At 55.7% G+C, this 19033-nt stretch carries 18 protein-coding genes; 4 read left to right on the plus strand and 14 right to left on the minus strand.

Annotated features, from left to right (window positions below; genetic code table 11):
* Window positions 1–11: 11 nt before the first annotated feature.
* The 3 genes from galE to DBQ51_RS10735 all read right to left on the minus strand — a co-directional run bounded on the left by galE (window position 12) and on the right by DBQ51_RS10735 (window position 3528).
* Complete coding sequence (galE, locus tag DBQ51_RS10725) at window positions 12–1001, minus strand: UDP-glucose 4-epimerase GalE (protein ID WP_107631562.1); 990 nt, start codon at window positions 999–1001, stop codon at window positions 12–14.
* A gap of 47 nt (window positions 1002–1048) precedes the next feature.
* The gene (locus DBQ51_RS10730) at window positions 1049–2335 is read right to left on the minus strand and encodes a galactokinase (RefSeq protein WP_054327827.1); all 1287 of its coding nucleotides are present in this window, start codon (window positions 2333–2335) and stop codon (window positions 1049–1051) included.
* A 167-nt stretch (window positions 2336–2502) separates the two neighbouring features.
* Window positions 2503–3528: a LacI family DNA-binding transcriptional regulator gene (locus DBQ51_RS10735; protein WP_054327828.1), complete on the minus strand. Its 1026-nt coding sequence runs from the start codon at window positions 3526–3528 to the stop codon at window positions 2503–2505.
* 179 nt (window positions 3529–3707) lie between these two features.
* On the opposite strand from DBQ51_RS10735, the gene DBQ51_RS10740 reads away from it, so the two are divergent.
* The 4 genes from DBQ51_RS10740 (at window position 3708) to DBQ51_RS10755 (ending at window position 7677) form a co-directional block, all read left to right on the plus strand.
* Window positions 3708–4469 (plus strand): GntR family transcriptional regulator, encoded by a 762-nt coding sequence (locus DBQ51_RS10740; protein WP_242977904.1) that lies wholly within the window; start codon window positions 3708–3710, stop codon window positions 4467–4469.
* A 143-nt stretch (window positions 4470–4612) separates the two neighbouring features.
* Window positions 4613–6070: an NAD(P)/FAD-dependent oxidoreductase gene (locus DBQ51_RS10745; RefSeq protein WP_107631563.1), complete on the plus strand. Its 1458-nt coding sequence runs from the start codon at window positions 4613–4615 to the stop codon at window positions 6068–6070.
* Between the two features lie 3 nt (window positions 6071–6073).
* A complete protein-coding gene (locus DBQ51_RS10750; protein WP_054327829.1) occupies window positions 6074–7306 on the plus strand; it encodes an NAD(P)/FAD-dependent oxidoreductase in 1233 nt (410 codons plus the stop codon).
* Window positions 7303–7677, plus strand: a complete 375-nt coding sequence (locus DBQ51_RS10755) for a DUF1667 domain-containing protein (RefSeq protein ID WP_107631564.1) — start codon at window positions 7303–7305, stop codon at window positions 7675–7677. The genes DBQ51_RS10750 and DBQ51_RS10755 overlap by 4 nt, the downstream gene beginning before the upstream one ends.
* Before the next feature lie 259 nt (window positions 7678–7936).
* Here the strand turns inward: DBQ51_RS10755 and DBQ51_RS10760 are convergent, their stop codons facing one another.
* The 11 genes from DBQ51_RS10760 to DBQ51_RS10810 form a co-directional block, all read right to left on the minus strand.
* Window positions 7937–8977, minus strand: coding sequence for an Ldh family oxidoreductase (locus tag DBQ51_RS10760; protein ID WP_107631565.1), 1041 nt, complete (start codon window positions 8975–8977; stop codon window positions 7937–7939).
* Window positions 8978–8993: 16 nt separating this feature from the next.
* On the minus strand, window positions 8994–10292 hold the full coding sequence (rpoN, locus tag DBQ51_RS10765) for an RNA polymerase factor sigma-54 (protein WP_107631566.1): 1299 nt from the start codon (window positions 10290–10292) through the stop codon (window positions 8994–8996).
* Window positions 10293–10320: 28 nt separating this feature from the next.
* Complete coding sequence (locus tag DBQ51_RS10770) at window positions 10321–11265, minus strand: transketolase family protein (RefSeq protein ID WP_054327833.1); 945 nt, start codon at window positions 11263–11265, stop codon at window positions 10321–10323.
* On the minus strand, window positions 11262–12086 hold the full coding sequence (locus DBQ51_RS10775; protein WP_054327834.1) for a transketolase: 825 nt from the start codon (window positions 12084–12086) through the stop codon (window positions 11262–11264). The genes DBQ51_RS10770 and DBQ51_RS10775 overlap by 4 nt, the downstream gene beginning before the upstream one ends.
* Before the next feature lie 10 nt (window positions 12087–12096).
* Complete coding sequence (locus DBQ51_RS10780; protein WP_054327835.1) at window positions 12097–12822, minus strand: RraA family protein; 726 nt, start codon at window positions 12820–12822, stop codon at window positions 12097–12099.
* Window positions 12823–12850: 28 nt separating this feature from the next.
* The gene (locus DBQ51_RS10785) at window positions 12851–13654 is read right to left on the minus strand and encodes an HpcH/HpaI aldolase family protein (RefSeq protein ID WP_107631567.1); all 804 of its coding nucleotides are present in this window, start codon (window positions 13652–13654) and stop codon (window positions 12851–12853) included.
* A gap of 59 nt (window positions 13655–13713) precedes the next feature.
* A complete protein-coding gene (locus DBQ51_RS10790) occupies window positions 13714–14997 on the minus strand; it encodes a TRAP transporter large permease (protein WP_054327838.1) in 1284 nt (427 codons plus the stop codon).
* Window positions 14994–15551: a TRAP transporter small permease gene (locus tag DBQ51_RS10795; protein ID WP_054327839.1), complete on the minus strand. Its 558-nt coding sequence runs from the start codon at window positions 15549–15551 to the stop codon at window positions 14994–14996. The genes DBQ51_RS10790 and DBQ51_RS10795 overlap by 4 nt, the downstream gene beginning before the upstream one ends.
* Before the next feature lie 81 nt (window positions 15552–15632).
* Window positions 15633–16697 (minus strand): TRAP transporter substrate-binding protein, encoded by a 1065-nt coding sequence (locus tag DBQ51_RS10800; protein ID WP_054327840.1) that lies wholly within the window; start codon window positions 16695–16697, stop codon window positions 15633–15635.
* Between the two features lie 20 nt (window positions 16698–16717).
* Window positions 16718–17941: an amidohydrolase family protein gene (locus DBQ51_RS10805; RefSeq protein ID WP_147573722.1), complete on the minus strand. Its 1224-nt coding sequence runs from the start codon at window positions 17939–17941 to the stop codon at window positions 16718–16720.
* Window positions 17908–18873, minus strand: coding sequence for a hydroxyacid dehydrogenase (locus DBQ51_RS10810; RefSeq protein WP_054327843.1), 966 nt, complete (start codon window positions 18871–18873; stop codon window positions 17908–17910). Before DBQ51_RS10810 ends, DBQ51_RS10805 begins: the two co-directional genes overlap by 34 nt.
* Window positions 18874–19033: the final 160 nt, after the last annotated feature.

Below are 19033 nucleotides of genomic sequence, written 5' to 3' on the forward strand. Positions count from 1 at the left end.
GCCGCGCCTCCTTACGCTCCGTAGCCATGCGGGTGGGCCTTGTGCCAATCCCACGCGGTCTGGATGATGGTATGCAGGTCGTTGTACTGCGGCTTCCAGCCGAGCACGGCCTTGGCTTTTTCGCTCGAGGCGATCAACTGGGCGGGGTCGCCCGCGCGGCGAGCCTCCACCCGCGCGGGGATTGGGTGGCCGGTCACACGGCGAGCCTCCTCGATGACCTCCCTGACCGAAAAGCCGACGCCGTTGCCCAGATTGAACACGTTGTTTTCCCGTCCCGCAAGCAGATAGTCGAGCGCAAGGATGTGCGCCTGTGCGAGATCACAGACGTGGATATAGTCGCGGATGCAGGTTCCGTCCGGCGTGGGGTAATCGTCGCCGAAGATCGAGATGGCCTCGCGCTGGCCGTTCGGCACCTGCAGGATGAGCGGAAGGAGATGGGTTTCCGGATTGTGCGCTTCGCCGATCGAAGCGTCCGGCTGCGCGCCGCAGGCGTTGAAATAGCGCAGCGCGACAAAGCGCAGGCCATGCGCGGCCGAAACCCATTTCATCATTTTTTCCATCGAGAGCTTGGTCTCGCCGTAGCAGTTGGTCGGCTCGGTGCGGTCGTTTTCCAGGATCGGAACGCGTTCGGGTTCACCGTAGGTCGCGGCGGTGGAAGAAAAGACGATAGTGAGCACGCCGTGGGCGACCATGCTTTCGAGCAGCGTTTTGGTGCCGCACAGGTTGTTGTCGTAATACTTGAGCGGCTTTGCCATGCTTTCGCCGACCTGGGAATTGGCGGCGAAGTGGATCACGCCCTCGATCCGCTCGTTTTCAAACAGGCGGTCGACAAAGGCGCGGTCGTGGATATCGCCCTCGTAAAAGCGCGCGCCCGCGGGAACCGCGGCGCGGAAGCCGGTTTCCAGGTTATCCGCGACAACCACTTCGCGTCCGGCCTCAACCAGCGCGCGCGCGGTGTGCGAGCCGATATAGCCCGCGCCGCCCAGAACAAGAATAGACATAAAATACCCTCCCAGTAAGTTAGATATGGGGAACGCTCCGGACGCCGTTACGCAATCACGGCGCCGCCCTCCGGACGGATGTGCAGGAAGTGGCAGCAGCCCTTCCCCAGCACAGCCTCCATGCCGGCGCGGAACTGCTCCTTCCTGCCATTCGGCACAAAGGCCTGCACGGTACCGGCAAAGCCGCCCCCGTGGACGCGGGCCGCGCCCTCCCCAGCGAGAAGCTGCTTGGCGAGCGCGATGGTGACGCATACTGCCTGCTCCTGCGGACGGGCCGTGCAGTAGAGGTTCTGCAGCAGCAGGCCGGAGGAGATGCCGGATTGGTTCACAAGGGAGAGGAAGCGGAAGAAATCGTCGCTTTCGAGCGCCTGCGCCTGCTTGACGGCGGTCAGGTTATCCATAAAGAAGTGCATGGCGCGCAGCGCAGCGCGGTCACCGGCCTGTCGGCGGACAAGGGCGAGGTTGTTCCAGAATTCATGGTAGTCCACGTCGCGCAGCACGGACTTGCCGAAGCATGCGGCGGCCGCGCCCATCTCCGCGGGGATTGCGGCGTATTCGTCGGTCAGGTCCGCGTGGTCCGCGCCGGAATCAATGATGCAGAGTGCATGGCCGGAAGAGAGCAGGTCGTAATCCAGCTTGCGGACCGCAGGCGACGCGGGGTTCTGGAAATCGATGGACACAATGCCGCCGACCGCGCTGGCGAGCTGGTCCATCAGGCCGCAGGGCTTGCCGAAAAACGTGTTTTCCGCATACTGGCCGATTTGCGCGATCTGGACCAGGCTGACCGCGTCCCCGCAGAACAGATGGTTGAGGATCACGCCGATCAGCACTTCATACGCCGCCGAGGAGGACAGGCCCGAGCCGCCGAGAACAACGGAATCGATGCAGGCGTTGAAGCCGCGCACCGGATACCCGAGGAAAATGAAGCGGCTGGCGATTCCGCGTACCAGCGCGGCCGAGGTACCCGCTTCCGCAGGCTGTGGCGCGAGCATGGTCAGGTCAATGTCAATGTCGGGATAGCCCGTCGAGCGGATGCGCGCGGTCATGCTGCCGTTGGGGCCGGCGCAGGCGAGCGCGTCCAGATCGATTGCAGCGGCCAGCACGCAGCCGTGCTGGTGGTCGGTGTGGTTGCCGCCCAGCTCGGTGCGGCCCGGGCCGGAAAACAGACCGACCCGTCCCTCTTTGCCGAAAGCAGCGCCGTAATTGTGCAACAGGCCGGACAGGCGGGCGCGTTTGTGTGCAAGTCCCTCGGCGCCGCAGCCGCAGACATCGGACAGACGGGCGTCGAGCGCGCCGCTGTCGATCGCCTGAAGAAGGATCGATTGCTCTTCCATACGGCTCATCTCCTTTTTGATCGCAATTTCAGGATGATATCCTGGTGATTTAAGCATACTCAATTTTTAGTAAAACTTCAAGTATTGTTTTACTAAAAATATGAACAAAAATCCAGGGGACGTTTTGGGTAAAAAAGCGGCCGGTCTGGTAGACCGGCCGCCTGGGATCAGCGAATGGGGGCGTATACGCTTTCCCGCTCGATCAGCGAGGGGGGGACAACGATTTTTACAGGCAGTGCGTCCGCATCGCGGCGGCTGCGTGCAAGCAGGTCGACCGCCGTGGCGCTCATGGCGGCGACATGGGTGCTGACGCTGGTGAGCGGCGGGTCGGTGAGGGTGGAGAGCGGGGTGTCGTTAAAGCTGATGATGGACATATCGCGCGGAACGTGCAGGTCGTTTTCCCGCAGCGCGGCGCACGCGCCGATTGCGGCTTCCTCGTTGGCGGCCAGCAGGGCGGTCGGCAAAGCGCCGCCGGACTGAATGCGGGCGGACAACGCGGCGCGGGCGTCCGAGGAAGTCATTTTCGCTTCAAACAGGAATGCGGGGTCGAACAGACCCTTGCGCGTCATATAATCGATGAAAAACTGGCGGCGCACCTCGGGCGCGGGACGTTTCTTCTGATCGAGCTTGCGGTCCGGACCCAGGAAGCCGATATACCGGTGGCCACGTGCGAGCAGGTAATCGAGCGCCTGCTCCACCCCTAACTGGAAATTCAGCACGACCGAGGGGAACTTCAGCTCATCCGGCGCGGAATCCAGGAACACAAGGTTGGACGACAGGGCGGACAGGTTTTGTATCTGCGCCTCGGAAAAAATGCCGATGGCCAACAGGCCGTCAAACGAGGTGGGGACGGGCGCGCGATAGGCACCGGCCTGCTCGGACAGGTGGATGACCGAATAGCCGCAGTCGCAGCAGCGCTGCTCTGCGTAGTTTTTGAGATAGAGGTAATAAGGATCCACCAACTGCTCCGCCGGAGAGAGCATCTCCGCGATGGCGATGCGCAGCGAGGAGGGCGCGCCCGTCCGGATCCGGCGCGGGCGGGTGGAGGAGCGGTAATGCAGCTTGCCCGCGGCCTCCAGGATCTTGGCGCGGGTGGCGTCGCTGACGCTCATGGTCGGGTCGTTATTGAGCACACGGGAGATGGTTGTGATGGAAAAACCGGTGTATTCAGCTAATTCTTTAAGCGTTGACATCTCGATCCCCTGTTTTTAGTAAAATAAGTTGCTTTCATTATATCCAATGCGGGGAAAGGTTGCAAGCGTTAAATCAGCGAAAAAGAAACTGGAAAAAATTTCTTTACTAAAAACCATGCCGGCGGGATGCGGGAAGCATGAAATTGTTGCCGAACAGACAAAGCTGACTGGATGGCAAATTGACGCGGGCTGATGAACTGTCGTATAATAAAAAGCAGAATATCATTGATCTGGAGGGGGAGCAAGACAAGGTGATAACGATACCAGAGAGGAAGGAGCGCGAGTCGGCAAAGGAATATGTCGTTCGCGTATTGGTGGACAATATCGTCAACACAGGACTGGAGCCGGGGGAGAAACTGATCGAGCAGGAGCTGTGCGAAAAGCTGGGCGTCAGCCGCACGCCGTTCCGCGAAGCGGAGCTGGAGCTGGCACAGCGTAAGCTGATCGATATCCGCCCGAAAATCGGTACCTATGTCGCTTATATCGACGCGGAGTTGGTTGAGGAAGTGCGGCACCTGCGCAGTGTACTTGAGGCAGAGATTGCAGGGATGGCATGCCGTCTGCTTTCCGCACAGGATATTGACCGGCTGTGGGAAAATATCGCACTGTGGCAGCTTTATATCAAGCGGAAGCAGGAGGATAAGATATTCCTGCTGGACAAGCAGTTTCACAGTATGCTCTACCATCTGTGTGGACGGAGACACTGGTATGAACTGGTAGAAAGCATTGCGCCGCATTTTGACAGGACTACTATCCTCAGCTTCCGCTGCCGGCCGGCGCAGATGATCCTACAGGATCACGAAAATCTGATACGAGCCGTGGAAGCGCGTGATGAAGCACATGCTCGCATGATAGCGGACCAGCACATGAACCGCTATACGGAGAATATCGCAGCCATCCGCGCGGCATTCCCTAAATATTTTAAGGTTGAAAATAGATGAGACAGAAGCCGCTGTGCCGGAGTGTTTCCCACCGGATACGGTGGCTTTATTTTTTTTTCAATAAGTGCTTGACAAATGAAAACGAATGTTATATATTTTGATCAATGAAATATATAACATTCGTTGTGTGTGAGGCGAATACTATGCAAGAGCAATATGATGTAATTGTGATTGGCGCAGGCGTTGTCGGGAGTGCGATTGCGAGGGAGCTTTCCCGATACCGGCTGCGTATAGCGGTACTGGAAAAAAATCTGGATGTATGCAATGAGACGAGCGGGCGCAATTCCGCTGTGGTACACGGCGGCTTCGCCAATCCGGTCGGGAGCCTGAAGGCGCGCTTCTGCGTATCAGGAAATAAGATGATGGATAAGCTGGCGGCAGAACTGGATTTTCCTTTTAAGCGGTGTGGCAAGGTGCTGGTCGGTAATACACCGGCGGATATGGAACAGCTCCAGCGCACGATGGAGCAAGGTGCGATAAACGGTATGGACGGACTGGAACTGGTAGACGAGGCGCGTCTGCATGAGCTGGTGCCGGCGGTTGTGGGAAAATTTGCAATGTGGTCGAAAAACAGTGGTATCATGGACCCGTTTTTGTATACGATTGCGCTGGCGGAAAACGCTCATGCTAACGGGGTATCCTACTTTTTCGATCACGAGGTGACCGGCATCCACAGAGAAACAGACGTCTATGTCCTGCAGACCGGTAAGGGAGATTTCCGGACACGTTGGGTGGTCAATGCTGCGGGGCTGGGCTGCAAACGGATATCCGATATGCTGGGAATTACGGGTTACCGCGTGGTTGGTTCGCGCAGCAATTATATTATCCTGCATAAGCGGATGGGGAGACTGCTGCCTATGCCGGTTTATCCGGTACCGAATAACGTCTACATGGGAATCCATGTGACGCCGACAGTGGACGGGAACGTTACGGTTGGGCCAGATGCCGAGAATACGGATAAGCTTGATGACTACACTGTCCCACAGAAGAATATAGAGGAGCTGGCCGCCAGTGGTACGGTGCTGTGGCCGCATATCCACAAAAAGGATCAGATTCGCACGTTCGCCGGCATCCAGCCTAAGCTGGTGGATGAGAACGGTACGGTACAGGACTACAAAATCGAGATCAGGGACGATATTGCGCCGCAGGCGGTCAACCTGGTGGGGATCGAATCGCCCGGCCTGACTGCATCCGTGCCGATCGCACAGTATGTCGTTGAACTGATGCGCGAGCGCGAGGCGTTTGCGGAAAATCCGGCGTTTAACCCTTGTCGAAAGGGAATCGTCCGGTTCGCGGACTGCACTCCTGCGGAGCAGGCGCGCCTGATTGCCAGCGATCAGGATTATGGTGAACTGGTGTGCGGTTGTGAGGGGGTTACCAAAGCCGAACTCCTTGCAGCGATTCACAACCCGCTGGGCGTTGTAACTATGACGGGTATCAAGTACCGCACCCGTGCCATGATGGGCGGCTGTCAGGGCGGCTTCTGCCAAATGAAGATCGAGCAGATGATTGAGCAGGAGCTGGGTTGCAGGCCGCAGGAGGTCTGCTACAGCCGGAAAGGCTCGTGGGTGCTGACCGGCAATATGAGAGGGGAGGCGTGATAAATGGAACGGAAAGAGGTTGTAATCATAGGCGGCGGCCCCGCCGGATTAGCGGCGGCAGTCGAGCTGCATAAGCAGGGCGTGCGGGATATGGTAATACTGGAGCGTGAGGACAGACTTGGCGGTATTCTGCGGCAGTGCATCCATGATGGCTTTGGACTGGGGCGGTTCGGGGAAAGCCTGTCCGGACCCGAATACGCGCAGGCGTTTATCGACGAGGTTCAGGCGCGCGGCATCCCGTATGAGACTGGAGCGGCCGTACTGGAGCTGACATGTGACCGGAAGGTTACTGCGGCTACACGCAGCGGGCTTCGGCAATATGAGGCCAAAGCGGTCGTGCTTGCCATGGGGTGCAAGGAGCGTAGTCGCGGCTCGCTTGGCATACCAGGCGAGCGCCCTTCCGGCGTGTTCACCGCAGGGTCGGCACAGGCGTACATGAACCTGTATAACCGCATGCCGGGCAGGGAGGTCGTTATTCTTGGCTCAGGTGATATTGGCATGATCATGGCGCGCCGACTGACGCTGGAAGGTGCGCATGTGCAGGCAGTATTCGAGCTGCTGCCGCATCCGAGCGGCCTGCCGCGCAATATCGTGCAATGCTTGGACGATTACGACATCCCGCTGTATCTCAGCCATACAGTCACGGAGATCCACGGCCGGACGCGGTTGACCGGTGTCACGGTAGCTGAAGTTGACGTGGACAGACGCCCGATCCCAGGCACAGAACAGGAGTATACATGCGATACGCTAATTCTGTCGGTCGGATTGATCCCAGAGAATCAACTTCTGGAGGGCGCGGGTATTGTAATAGATCCTCGCACGAACGGAGCAGCCGTGGATGAAGCGCTGCAGACCAGCGTGCCGGGGATCTTTTCAGCGGGTAACGTGTTACATGTGCATGACCTGGTCGATTTTGTGTCGCTGGAAGCGGAGACGCTGGCGCGTAGCGTGGCGGCGTATGTCGCGGGAACTCCGCCCGTACCCTGCAACCTGGCGGTCGAAGCCGGCCGTGGAGTGGGACATACCGTGCCGCAGCGGGTGAGTGGAACGGCGGATTTCACACTTTCGCTGCGCGTGACAGGGCATTATCGGGACTGCCGCCTGGTCGTGCGGCAGGACGGGCGTGAGGTCGTGTCGAAACGTATGAAAAAGGCGATCCCCGCAGAGATGGTCCAGCTTGCGGTTAAAGCGGGAAACCTGCGCCGGATAGGCGCGCTGGAGGTGTCAGTGGAATGAAAAAACAGTATACTTGTATCATTTGCCCGAACGGCTGTGAGATCGAGGCTGAATGGGACAATGGAAAAATTTTGTCGGTCGTGGGACACACCTGCCCGAAAGGGGAACAGTATGTGCGGCAGGAGTTGACTGCTCCTAAGCGGACGATTGCGAGTTCGATTCTGGTGGAAAATGGCGTCCTGCCGCTTGCGAGTGTGAGACTGACCGCACCTATCCCCAAGGAGATGATCTTTCCGGTGATGGAGCAAATCAGGCAGATCACGCTGCGGGCGCCCGTTAAGGCGGGGACGGTGGTGTGCCGGCATGTCTGCGGCCTGGAGAGCGACGTGGTGGTCACAAAGAACGTGGAAGAACGAAAACAGGAAGAATAGCAATCGAAACATCGGAAAAGGGTAAGCGCTTCAGGATATATGAGAGCGTGACAGGGGGAAAAAGCTTTTATTTCCCGCGGTAAGGAAATTATTCCACTATAAACTATAAAAATTCAATTTTGCTTTTCGTAGCGTTACGATTCCGTATCAAAGGTAAGATAGAATTGGTTAAAAGCGCAAAGCAAAGGGTACCGCAAACGCGGTACCCTTTGCTTTGCGCTGTCGCGCGATATTGAAAAAGAGGTTAAGTGATATGGTCTTAAAATGGGTAGTCCACCTGATATTTTTCAGAAAGTTCGCGGAACTCCTTTAGGACTGGCTCGGAGAGTTCGATACCATCCTCCCTGTTTTTTTGCGCTGCGGCATATTCGATTTCACCAGGGATGAGCACGCCGGTCGAACCCTCGGCGGGCGGACAGGCTTTGATACTGTCGAACAGATCGTCTACGCTCTGCTGGAACTCCGCGAGTGGGAGGAACTTGCTAATATCAATTACGCACATGCAATAGCCGATGTTGGAAGGTTCCTCCAGGTTTTCAAATACGCGCGGGATATGCTGGCTGTCGTTTGCACCGGCAAGACTGTGGCACAGCACATCGATAATCAGTGCAAGCGCATATCCCTTGGGTCCCCCGAAAGGAAGAAGCACGCCGGTGTTTGCCGCAACGGGATCGGTCGTTTTGCGGCCCTCGGCATCCAAGGCCCAGGTATCAGGGATCGAACGGCCTTCCTTTATAGCCAGCGCGATTTTTCCTTTTGCCACAACACTGGTTGCCATGTCGCAGACCAGCATGGGGCGCCGGCCGGCGGGAATAGCGATCGACATCGGGTTTGTACCCAGCAGGGGCTTTGCGCCGCCGAACGGGGCGACCAGTTTGGGCGAGTTGCAAACCTCAAAAGCGATCATACCCTGCTCGGCGGCATGCATGACATAGTAACCGCCGAAGCCGTGGTGGGAAGCATTTTTAATTGTGGCGAAGGCTACGCCGTTTTCACGGGCGGTTTCGATACAGGCTTCCATCGCTTTCCAGGCGATCGTGGTACCCATGCCGTTGTTCCCGTCTACAGCAAGTGCGGCGGGTGCGGTTCGGACGATAGTCGGCTCGGCCCTGATATCAGATACGCCGTGCTCGACGCGGGATAGATAACCGCGGAATTTGGTGATACCGTGCGAGCGCACATTGCGCAGGTCGGCATTGATCATATTATCGATAAAGATTTTCGCGTTTTCCGGAGACATACCGGCCTTGACCGACACGGCTTCTCCGAATGTGCGGATGGTTTCAACAGGGAATTTCATAGGGCAGGACTCCTTTTCAACGTTTTCGCTGGGCTGCGGATGGGATCCCAAGCGATTCACGGTATTTTGCAATTGTGCGGCGGGCAAGCGGGATACCCGCCGCCTTCAGCCGTTCCATCAGCGCCTGATCGCTCAGCGGCGTGTGTTTATCTTCCTCCTCAATCAGCTTTCGCAATGCCTGCATAGCCTGCGCCTGACTGATGCCCTGTTCTGCATCAAGAGACACGGTGAACAGGTCGCGCAGCGGCAGGGTTTTACGCGGGGTCTGGATATATTTGTCCCGCACACCGCGGCTGACGGTAGATTCATGCACACCCATCGCTGCCGCCAGCTGATGAAAGGTAAGAGTTTTCAGCGGCTTGCCATATAGCAGATAATCACTTTGCCAGACCACAACGCGGCTGGCGATTTCGGTAAGGGTTGCGCGGCGTTTTTCGATGCAGGTAAGCACAAATTTGGCCTGTGCGAGCCGTTCGGCATAGTAAGCCTTGACCTCCGGCCGGTCGTCCGAACGGAGCAGCCTGTCATACAGCGTGGATATGCCAACCGAACCCATCCAGCGGTCATTGATATGTATATTCCATTCTCCATCGGTGTAGCTGCACACCAGATCCGGAACGATGTATTGCGTCTGGCCACCGGTAAAGGCTGCGGCGGGATGCGGGTCAAGATGGCGGACCGCCTCCAGGCAGCGCCGCTGGACAAGCTTGGAAATACCGGCTTCCTGTGTGATTTTGGAAAAGCGCCCGGCTGCGAGATCCTCCAGGTAGGAGTGCAGCAAGGTATCAAAGGCGGTATTCCCGAGACCCAGCCGCTCCAGTTGCAGAAACAGACAGTCGCCGATGTCGTGCGCGCCGATGCCTGGCGGTTCCAGAGAGCGGAGACGCGCCATGCAGCGCGATACCTGCTCAGGATGCAGATGCAGGAGTTGGGAAACCTCTTGTGTGGAAACGTCCAGAAAGCCCTGCGCGCTGAGCGAATCAATCAAAAACTGCATGCAGCCCCATTCGGCAGACGACATGGAGCGCTCGTTGAGCTGGCTGAGCAGATGGTCGCGAAGGGACGGACGATCGGGGAGCGGGATGTCTCCGTGTTCTGGAGCTTCGGAGGGTGCGCCGTGTCCCGAAAGGGAAAATAGTTCGGAAAAAGAGCTGTCGGTGTATTCGGGCGGTTCGAGTAACGGGTTATCCTCCAGCTCGCGCTGGAGGAACCGCTCGAGTTCGTCTCCGGTCATGGCAAGCACGTTCAGAGATTGTACCTGTGCGTGGGACAGGGTTTGCTTTTGCGAAAGGCTTTGTTTTGCATGGATATCCATGACAACTCCTGTTCTTAAGGGGAAATTTTTAACGGGACGTTTTGCGCTGCACGGCCCGCCGCGCTGCTGCGCACAGGGAATCTACGCCGAGGCCGTACTTGTCGATCAGCTCCTCCGGAGTGCCGGATTCGCCAAAGCTGTCCTGCACGCCGATACGCTCGACCGGTACGCAGACGCTCTCCGAAAGCGTCTCGCATACCGCGCTGCCCAGCCCACCGATGACCTGATGCTCCTCGCAGGTAACAACAGCGCCGGTTTCCGAGGCGTGCCGGATGACATCCTCACGGTCAAGAGGCTTGACGGTATGCACGTTGACGACGCGGGCAGAAATGCCTTCGGCAGAGAGCTGCTCCGCAGCCCGCATCGCCTGATGGACAAGGTAACCGTTTGCGAGGAATACCATATCGCTGCCGTCGCATACCAGACGGTTTTTACCGAGTACAAAAGGAGTGTCCTCATCCGTTATGACAGGGACCGCTTCGCGGCCGAAGCGGATAAAGCACGGCCCGGGGTGGTCATACAGGGCAAGCGTCGCCTTGCGGGTCTCGATTGCGTCGCAGGGGACGACAACCGTCATACCCGGCAAAGTGCGCATCAGCGCCACGTCCTCAAGCGCCTGATGTGTGGCACCATCCGGCCCGACCGAGATGCCGCCATGCGCCCCCGCGAGCTTAACGTTCAGGTGGTTATAGCAGACGGTGTTGCGGATCTGATCCCAGGCGCGGCCCGCAAGGAACACGCCGTAGGTTGATACAAAGGGGGTAAGCCCGGCAAGGGCCATGCCGGCGGCTGTGCCGACCATATCCTGTTCGGAAATGCCGCAATCCAAAAAGTATGAGGGGTTTTCCTGCTTGACCCATTCCGAACGGGTGGATTTAGCCACGTCCGCATCCAGAACCATCACATCCTCATGCAGACGGCTGAGTTCAAGGAGCGCTTTGCCGTATCCGTCGCGCATAGGCGTATCCTTCATGCTTCCACCTCCAGCTCTGCCATCGCCTGTGCATATTCTTCATCATTTGGCGCGGTTCCATGCCATTTTGCGCTGTTTTCCATATAGGAAACGCCCTTGCCCTTTACGCATTGGGCGAGTATAACGGTCGGCCTGCCCTTACAGGCGCGTGCGGCCTGATAGGCGGAGTAAATCGCGCTGACGTCGTGCCCGTCCGTTTCTATCACGTTCCAGCGGAAAGCCTCCCACTTTTCGCGGAGCGGCTGTACCTCCTTGATCTCATCGACGCGGCCGTCAAGCTGAACGTTGTTGTAGTCGACGAGGGCGCATATATTGTCCAGCCCGTGCTGGGGGGCAAACATTGCCGCCTCCCATACCTGGCCTTCCTGTAGCTCTCCATCACCCATCAGGCAGTAGACGCGCGCGTCCGAACCGCGCCGCTGCAACGCAAAGGCAATACCGTTTGCAATGCTGAGCCCCTGACCGAGCGAACCGGAGGAACAGTCCAAGCCGGGCGTCGCATCCTTTTTGGGGTGTCCCTGAAGGCGGGAGCCGAAGCGGCGCAGCGTGAGCAGCTCCTCAGGAGGGAAAAAGCCACGGCGTGCGAGCACACTGTAAATTACCGGCGCGGTATGCCCCTTGGAAAGGATGAACCGGTCGCGCTCTGCCCAATTCGGGGAGGAAGGGTCGCAGCGGAACTGGTCCGTGAAATACAGCGTCGCGAGCAGATCGGCGGCAGAAAGAGAGCCGCCCGGATGACCGGAGCCGGCTGCGTGTATCATGGTAACGATATCGCGGCGGATCTGCCGGGCGATTTCCTTAATTTTTTGTTCCTGAAACATACGGCCTCCTTTACTTGCCGATTGCGGCGCGGCGGCGGGTCATTTCCGCACGCCATGCCATGACTTCATCCGCAGTGACGCGGCGGCCCTCCGACAGCGCTTTCCGGCAGGGGAGCAGAAGGGCGTCCTCTGCCTCTACCGCCTGCCGGCACGCGGCGGCCAGACGGGGGGCGATCTCGTGAGGAATTACGATCGCGCCATGACAATCCGCGTGGATCAGGTCGCCGGGATGGACCTCCATGCCGCAGACCTCCACCGTTCCACCGGCCTCGACCATATGGATGTACGCGTGGGAGATCAGGATCTCCCGGGAGAACAGGTAGAAGCCAACCTTCGCGACCTCCGCCACATCGCGGACGCCGCCCGAGGTGACCGTACCAACGCAGCCGAGCGCCCGATGGACGGTCGCCTGCACGTCGCCCCAGAACGAGCCGACCGGCTGCGGGTCGAGATCCTGAATCACCGCGACCTGCGGCTGATCGAAGCCTTCATACTGCTTGTAGTATGCCCGCATCACCTCATTGTGCCGGGTGTCCGCCGGATACCGTGCGGAAATGATGCCCGTTCGGGCATAGCCGACCATCGGCTTATCCTCCATGCTGACGCGCAGGCGCAGACTGGTATCGGTATAGCCTGTGGTTTTGGCGCGCACGCCGAAGCCTTCGATGGCGTTGCAGATGGTCGGGGTGTCAAATTCGCGCAGCGCTTCCAGCTGTGCATTTGTCAGACATTCCATTTTCGGAGCCCCCTTGCTGTGTTCTGGCTCAATAGGCCTGTCCAAGCGCGTCCAGAGTCTCATGTGTGCCTTTCAGGACCGCCTTGCCGCCGTTAACGATGTAGTTAAAGTCGAAGTTCATGCACAGCCAGTTGGCACCTCGGCCGAGCCAATCCTTGACAAACTGTTCGCTGTATGCGCCGGAAACACCGAAAGGCTTGCCGGTCTTACGTAGGATTTCACCGATCCTGTCAAATTCAGACTTGGCTTCAGGGGAAGCGGCTGTATAGCGGTGCTCCTGCGTGTTCATGCTCATGGCATAGTCGTTCGGGCCGATGACAAAGCCAGAGATGCCGGGCAGTGCCGCGATAGCCTCCAGATCCTTGACCACGTCAACATGCTCGATTTGCACGATCGTCCAGATGTGCTTATCCTCATTGGCGGTGTACTCTGCCTTGTCCCACATCGAGTAGTTGACCGCACGGCGTGTTCCCATGCCGCGTACACCGTTCGGAGGATAGTGCGTTGCTGCGGCGGCTGTTCGGGCCTCCTCCAGCGAGCGCACCATCGGCACGATGATACCGTCTGCACCCATGTCGAGAACGCTTTTGATAAAAACATGATCGTTCCACGGGACACGGACGATACCGGCCACACCTGCTGCGCGGCATGCGAGCAGATGGTTTTGGATATCTTTCTTGTCGATGGCGGAATGCTCCGCATCGATCCAGATGAAATCGAAGCCGCAGCCTGCGAGAGCTTCGGTAAGAAACGGGCTGTCAAAGCCAACGTGGGAGCCAACCGGAACCTTTCCGGCAGCGATTTTATCGGTGATTTTTTGAAGATTAAACATTAAAGAACCTCTTTCCAAGTCTTATTGTCAGTTGATGGAATATAGAAAGGATGGGGCAATCATCCGCCCACAAGGGATGGCAGGAATGTAATTAAACCAGGGATATAGGCACACAGGATGCAGATGATAACACAACATATAATCATAGGCGCTGCACCCTTGGTAGCCTGTTCAAAAGATACGCCCGACGTGGACGATATTGTAAACAGGTTCAGCCCGAATGGCGGTGTGATCAGGCCGCAGATCATAACGATACACATCAATACGCCGAGATGGAGTTCGCTCAGTCCGAACTCTACGCCGATAGGGACCAGGATAGGCGCCAGAATAAGCAGTGCTGGCGCAGTATCCATTAGTGCGCCTGCAATCAGGAATATAATGATTACAACTGCCAGATAAATGTATGCATTACCTAACATGGGAACAACGGCCGATGTCAGTTTGGACGGGATACGTTCCTTGGTCAGCAGGAAAGAAAATGCGTTGGAAAGTGCAACAATTAGCATAATAACGCCGGTTGTGCTTGCTGTACGCTTCATAACCTGCAGGTACCGCTTGAAAGTGAAGCGGCCGTACGCGATCATTAGAGCTGTAGTATAAGCGATTGCAACTGCAGCTGCTTCAGTGGGGGTGAAAAGGCCGGAATATATACCTCCGAGAATAATAACTGGTAGCATCAGAACGCCCAAGCTGTGCCATGTTGCTTTCAGAATGTCGTATAGAGAATATTTTGTTGTGCTGCGTGGTAACTGATGCTTAATCGCATACCAAGTGTTGTACAGCAGGAAAGAGCCTGCCATAAGAACTCCAGGAATAACGCCGCCAAGGAACATGTCCGAAATGGATACGCCCATGGCAGAACCGTAAATAATCATCGGGATACTGGGAGGAATAACTGGGCCGAGTACCGCGCCGGAGGCGATAATACCGGCAGATGCGTCTTTGCTGTACTGTGCCTTGATCATCAGCGGGAACATGATAGCGCCAACGGCTGCTGTCGTTGCAGCGCCCGAGCCGGTTAATGCTGCGAAAATCGCACAGGTGATAATCGCGACCGCACCCATACTGCCAGGAAGACGGCCGAATACCTTGTTGACCCAGTCGACCAGACGCTCAGTGATATTGCCGGCTTCCATCAGGTATCCTGCAAAGGTGAACATCGGGACCGCTAAAAAAATAAAGGAATCGTTGCCGGTAATCATCTTGGCCGGGATCATGGATAAGTCGCAGGTTCCGGTAAATAACGCAAGGCCGCAGCATGCCAAACCAATGGCATATCCTACCGGCACACAGAGTGCAAGCAGGAGGAACAACAAACCAAACAGGATAAGAGCCGATGTCATTTGTTTTTCCCTCCTTCTGCCTGCTGTGCAGCAACAATCTGAACTTCTTCGATTTCTGTGCTGCGCTTGTCATCGCCGCATACGATTAGCTGGATCACGTTATTGATCGTGTTCCCAGTAATAAAAATGCCGCCCAGCACCGCTGAAAAATAGATAATCGGCATTGGAATGCGCCAAGACGTAGAAATTAGCTTGCTGACGCCCATAGCAGCCTGATAACCGCAAACGATGAAAATAACACCAAACAGTGCGATTAGCAAATAAACGATCAGATCCAAGGCAAACCGGCCTTTTTTCGGTAGTGCGTCACGCAAAAGAGTCAAACCTGGGTGTGCGTTACTTCCAGTTCCGGCACCCGCTGCAAAGAAGGTAAGGAAAATAAAAGCATATCGAGCAATTTCCTCCAGACCGGTCAGGGTAAAATTCGGGATAAAGCGGGTGAGAACCATCATGATACAGGTAACGACTAGGATGCCGAGGAATATACAGGCGAGAACCATCAGCGCTGCATTGATTTTTTGAACGCTATGGTCCAGACGCTTCGCCCACTGCATACATATTCATCTCCTTTCGCAGACTATAAGGGGGGGGGCTGCCCGGTGCAGCCTTCAGCACACACCGGGCAGCAATGTGGTTTACTTGCCTGCGCGATACTCTTCCACCAGATTTACGCACATGGTGTAAAAGTCTTCGCCGATTTCAGGCTTGAACTGATCGCGTACACTGGCAGTTGCTTCTTTGAACGGAGTAAGGTCGGGCTCAAAGAATTCAATGCCTGCTTCCTCTTCCATTTCCGTAAAAGAAACCTCCATCTCACGCTGATGGGTGCGCTGGGCCATTGCGGCATCATAACCAGCCTCGGTGATCCAGCCCTGCTCCTCTTCGGTCAGGGAGTTCCAGACATCCATGTTGATCATCGGCCAGCACAGGATCGGGAACGGATTGACGCGCGTGCAGTAATCGGATACTTCGTAGAAGCCCATGGTAGCGGCGATCGGAACACCAACGTCCAGGCCGTCGATAACACCCTGCTGGAAGGCGGTATAGCATTCGTTCCATGCGATAACCGAGGGGATGGTTCCCAGAGCTTTGTAAGCGGCCTCATGCACGCGGTTGGTAGTAACACGGACCTTGAGATCCTTCATATCCTCAAATGTTTTAACAGCCTTACCCTTGGTGAACAAAGTACGCCAAGAAGCATCGAGTACCGGTGCAAACTGGTGCATGTTCCAGGTGCCTTCATAAATCGGGGTGATTTCATTTAGGAAGTCTTCGTTATCAACCAGGAACTGATACTCATCTTCGCTATCGAAGAAATATGGCAGGTCAAGCACCTGTAACTGCGGAATGCTACCGGAAACGATATTGTTGGAAATGCAGACCGCATCCAGCGAGCCGTCACTGACTGCTTGAAACATCTCAGTTTCAGTACCGAACTGGCTATCTGAGAAGATTTCAAACTGAATAGCACCATCGCAGATCTCTTGCAGATTTTTATTGAGCTGCTCACAGAAATAATGATATTGGTCATCTGGATCCGCAGGGTTGGAATGACCTATGGTGAATACCTTGGCTTCGGTGTTTGCGGATGTTTCACCGCCGTCATTGTTACTTTCCACAGTCGTATTCGGCGCACAGGCTGCGACCGAAAGTAAAAGGCTTGAAGCCAGAAACAGTGCGCAGATTTTTCTCAGTTTCATTCTCTTTCTCCTTTGTTTTGTTAAGCAAATTTCTGATATTTATCTTCCAGCTGATCGAACAAAATTTCACCGTTGCAAATGGTCATCTTGTTTTCGATCAGTTGATCACCGTGAACCAGATTGCCGTAGTGATCCCAGAAAGTGACCGGACGTTCCGCGATTTTTAATATGGCAAGGTCCGCTGCTTCGCCAAGTGCAAGGAAAGGGGCTGAGCGCCCGTACAAAAGCTTTGCTGGATTTTCGGTGCAGCATCGCAGGACTTCGGTGAAAGACATACCGAGGTTGAGATATTCTGACAGCATCATTGTGAAAGGATAGCGTGCGGAGAGTGAGATTTTGGTATAATCCGAGCTAATGATATCCGGCAAAAAACCTTGATCAATTGCTTTCTTTGCACAGGAAAGGGAAAAGTTATTGGTTTTCCCGTGTGCTGCGTCGAATAAAACACCGCGTTCACGCGCATGGCGGATACTGCTTCGTACGTTTCCAGACTCATCCAGAATGCCCTCGCCGGTTTCATGGAACATGTGACAGTAAATATCTCCAGGACGGAATAGGTCAATGAACTCGTCAACAGGAACGATGGGATCCGTGGCATGAGCAGAGATGCGAAGCCCTGTTTCCTCGCCCAGACGTATGGCCTCGCAGAGAGGCTCAATGCCATATGGTGCCAGATGATCCTTATCAATCTTAATTTTTATACCAACTATCTCATTTGGATACTTCTGACAAAGCTCCACAATGCCGTCCCGATTAATATGATCTGGATTTTCATCCTCCACACAACCCAGACCTACTTGACCGCCTGTTCCGACAAAGATATATGCCTTTACATTCACTAAGCTGCGTGCTGCTACACTATTCCAAAATATCGGGAAGCCACCACAGCCCGCCGAGCCGGCATCCACTAATGTAGTCACTCCATTTGGCAATGCATAAGCCTCGGCGGAGCAGCTCGCCCAATCGCCACCGTGGAATACATGACAATGGTAATCGATCAGCCCGGCAGAAACATAACATCCCTCTGCGTTGATGCACATTTTGGCATCGTTTGTTGAGATGGTGCCAATAGCGGCAATCTTACCGGCGACGACGGCAAGATCTTCTTTTTTTTCAAAATCGCCAATTGTATCAATTAAAGTGCCGTTTTTTATGACGATATCGTATTTTTTACTCCTAAGCTGATACATATTTCCTCCTTTTGAAAAGGCTACCTCGGCTTCTTCGGCGTAACGCACGGCCATGTCGGGGCGCCGCCGGAGAGCACTTCGTCGATACCCTGCGCGGCGTGCAGGCCCATGCGATCGGTGGTTTCATGCGTCAGGGAGGCGTTATGCGGCGTCACTGTGATGTTGGGAAGCGTAAACAGCGGATTGTCGGCAGCGGGGGGTTCCTGTGCATATACATCCAGACCGGCGCCGGCGATCCGACCGCTGTGCAGCGCTTCGTACAGATCGGCTTCATTGACAATTGTGCCGCGCGCGGCATTGAGCAGGTATGCCGTAGGCTTCATCAAAGAGAGCATATCCTTGTTGACAAAGCCCGCATTATCCTTGGTGGCTGGGACATGGAGGGAAACAAAATCGGCCCTGCGGAAAACCTCTTCCATCGTATCGACATACTCGATCTCTGGCAGGCGCGCTTCCGCTGGAACGAAGGGATCATAGCCGACCGCCTTCATATCAAAACCATGCACGCATTTCTTTGCAACCATGGAACCGATCTTACCGCAGCCGATGATACCGATGGTTTTCCCCTCTACATCCATACCTTTCATGGTATTGCGGATGTTGTAGTCGCCCGAACGGATCGCCAAATCGAACCGTACCAGCTTTTTGGCACAGGCCAGAAGCAGCATCATGGTATGCTCCGCCACGGCGATTGCATTGGAAAGGGGACCGTTTGTTACCCAAATGTTCTGCTCGGCGGCAGCCTCCAGGTCAATTTTGTCCAGCCCTACACCGTGCTTGCTGATCACCTTTACGGAAGGGATGTTCTCCAGGATCCGGCGGGTGATGGGCTCATTCCGCACCAGCATCGCATCGCAGCCCTGTGCATCGGCGATGATGGTGTCCTCGTCCAGCCCGCGCCCCATCTTGATTTCATAACCCCGGTCGCGCAGATACTGCTTGCCGGCTTCTGAAATGTCGGAAGGGATCAGGACTTGAAGTTTCATAAGCAAAGACCTCCTTTATTTATGGATACGCTGTTTTGCGTTCGCCCTGTTAAAGAGCAGGAAGCATGCCAAAAAGCAGGACAGACAAAATAATTCCTTCTCCGACAAAGTAAAACTTTTCTGGTTGTTCAAAATAAACAGAAAGGGCTTGATAATGGGC

Origin of the sequence: Agathobaculum massiliense, from assembly GCF_900291975.1 — a bacterium.
Taxonomy (GTDB): domain Bacteria; phylum Bacillota; class Clostridia; order Oscillospirales; family Butyricicoccaceae; genus Agathobaculum; species Agathobaculum ammoniilyticum.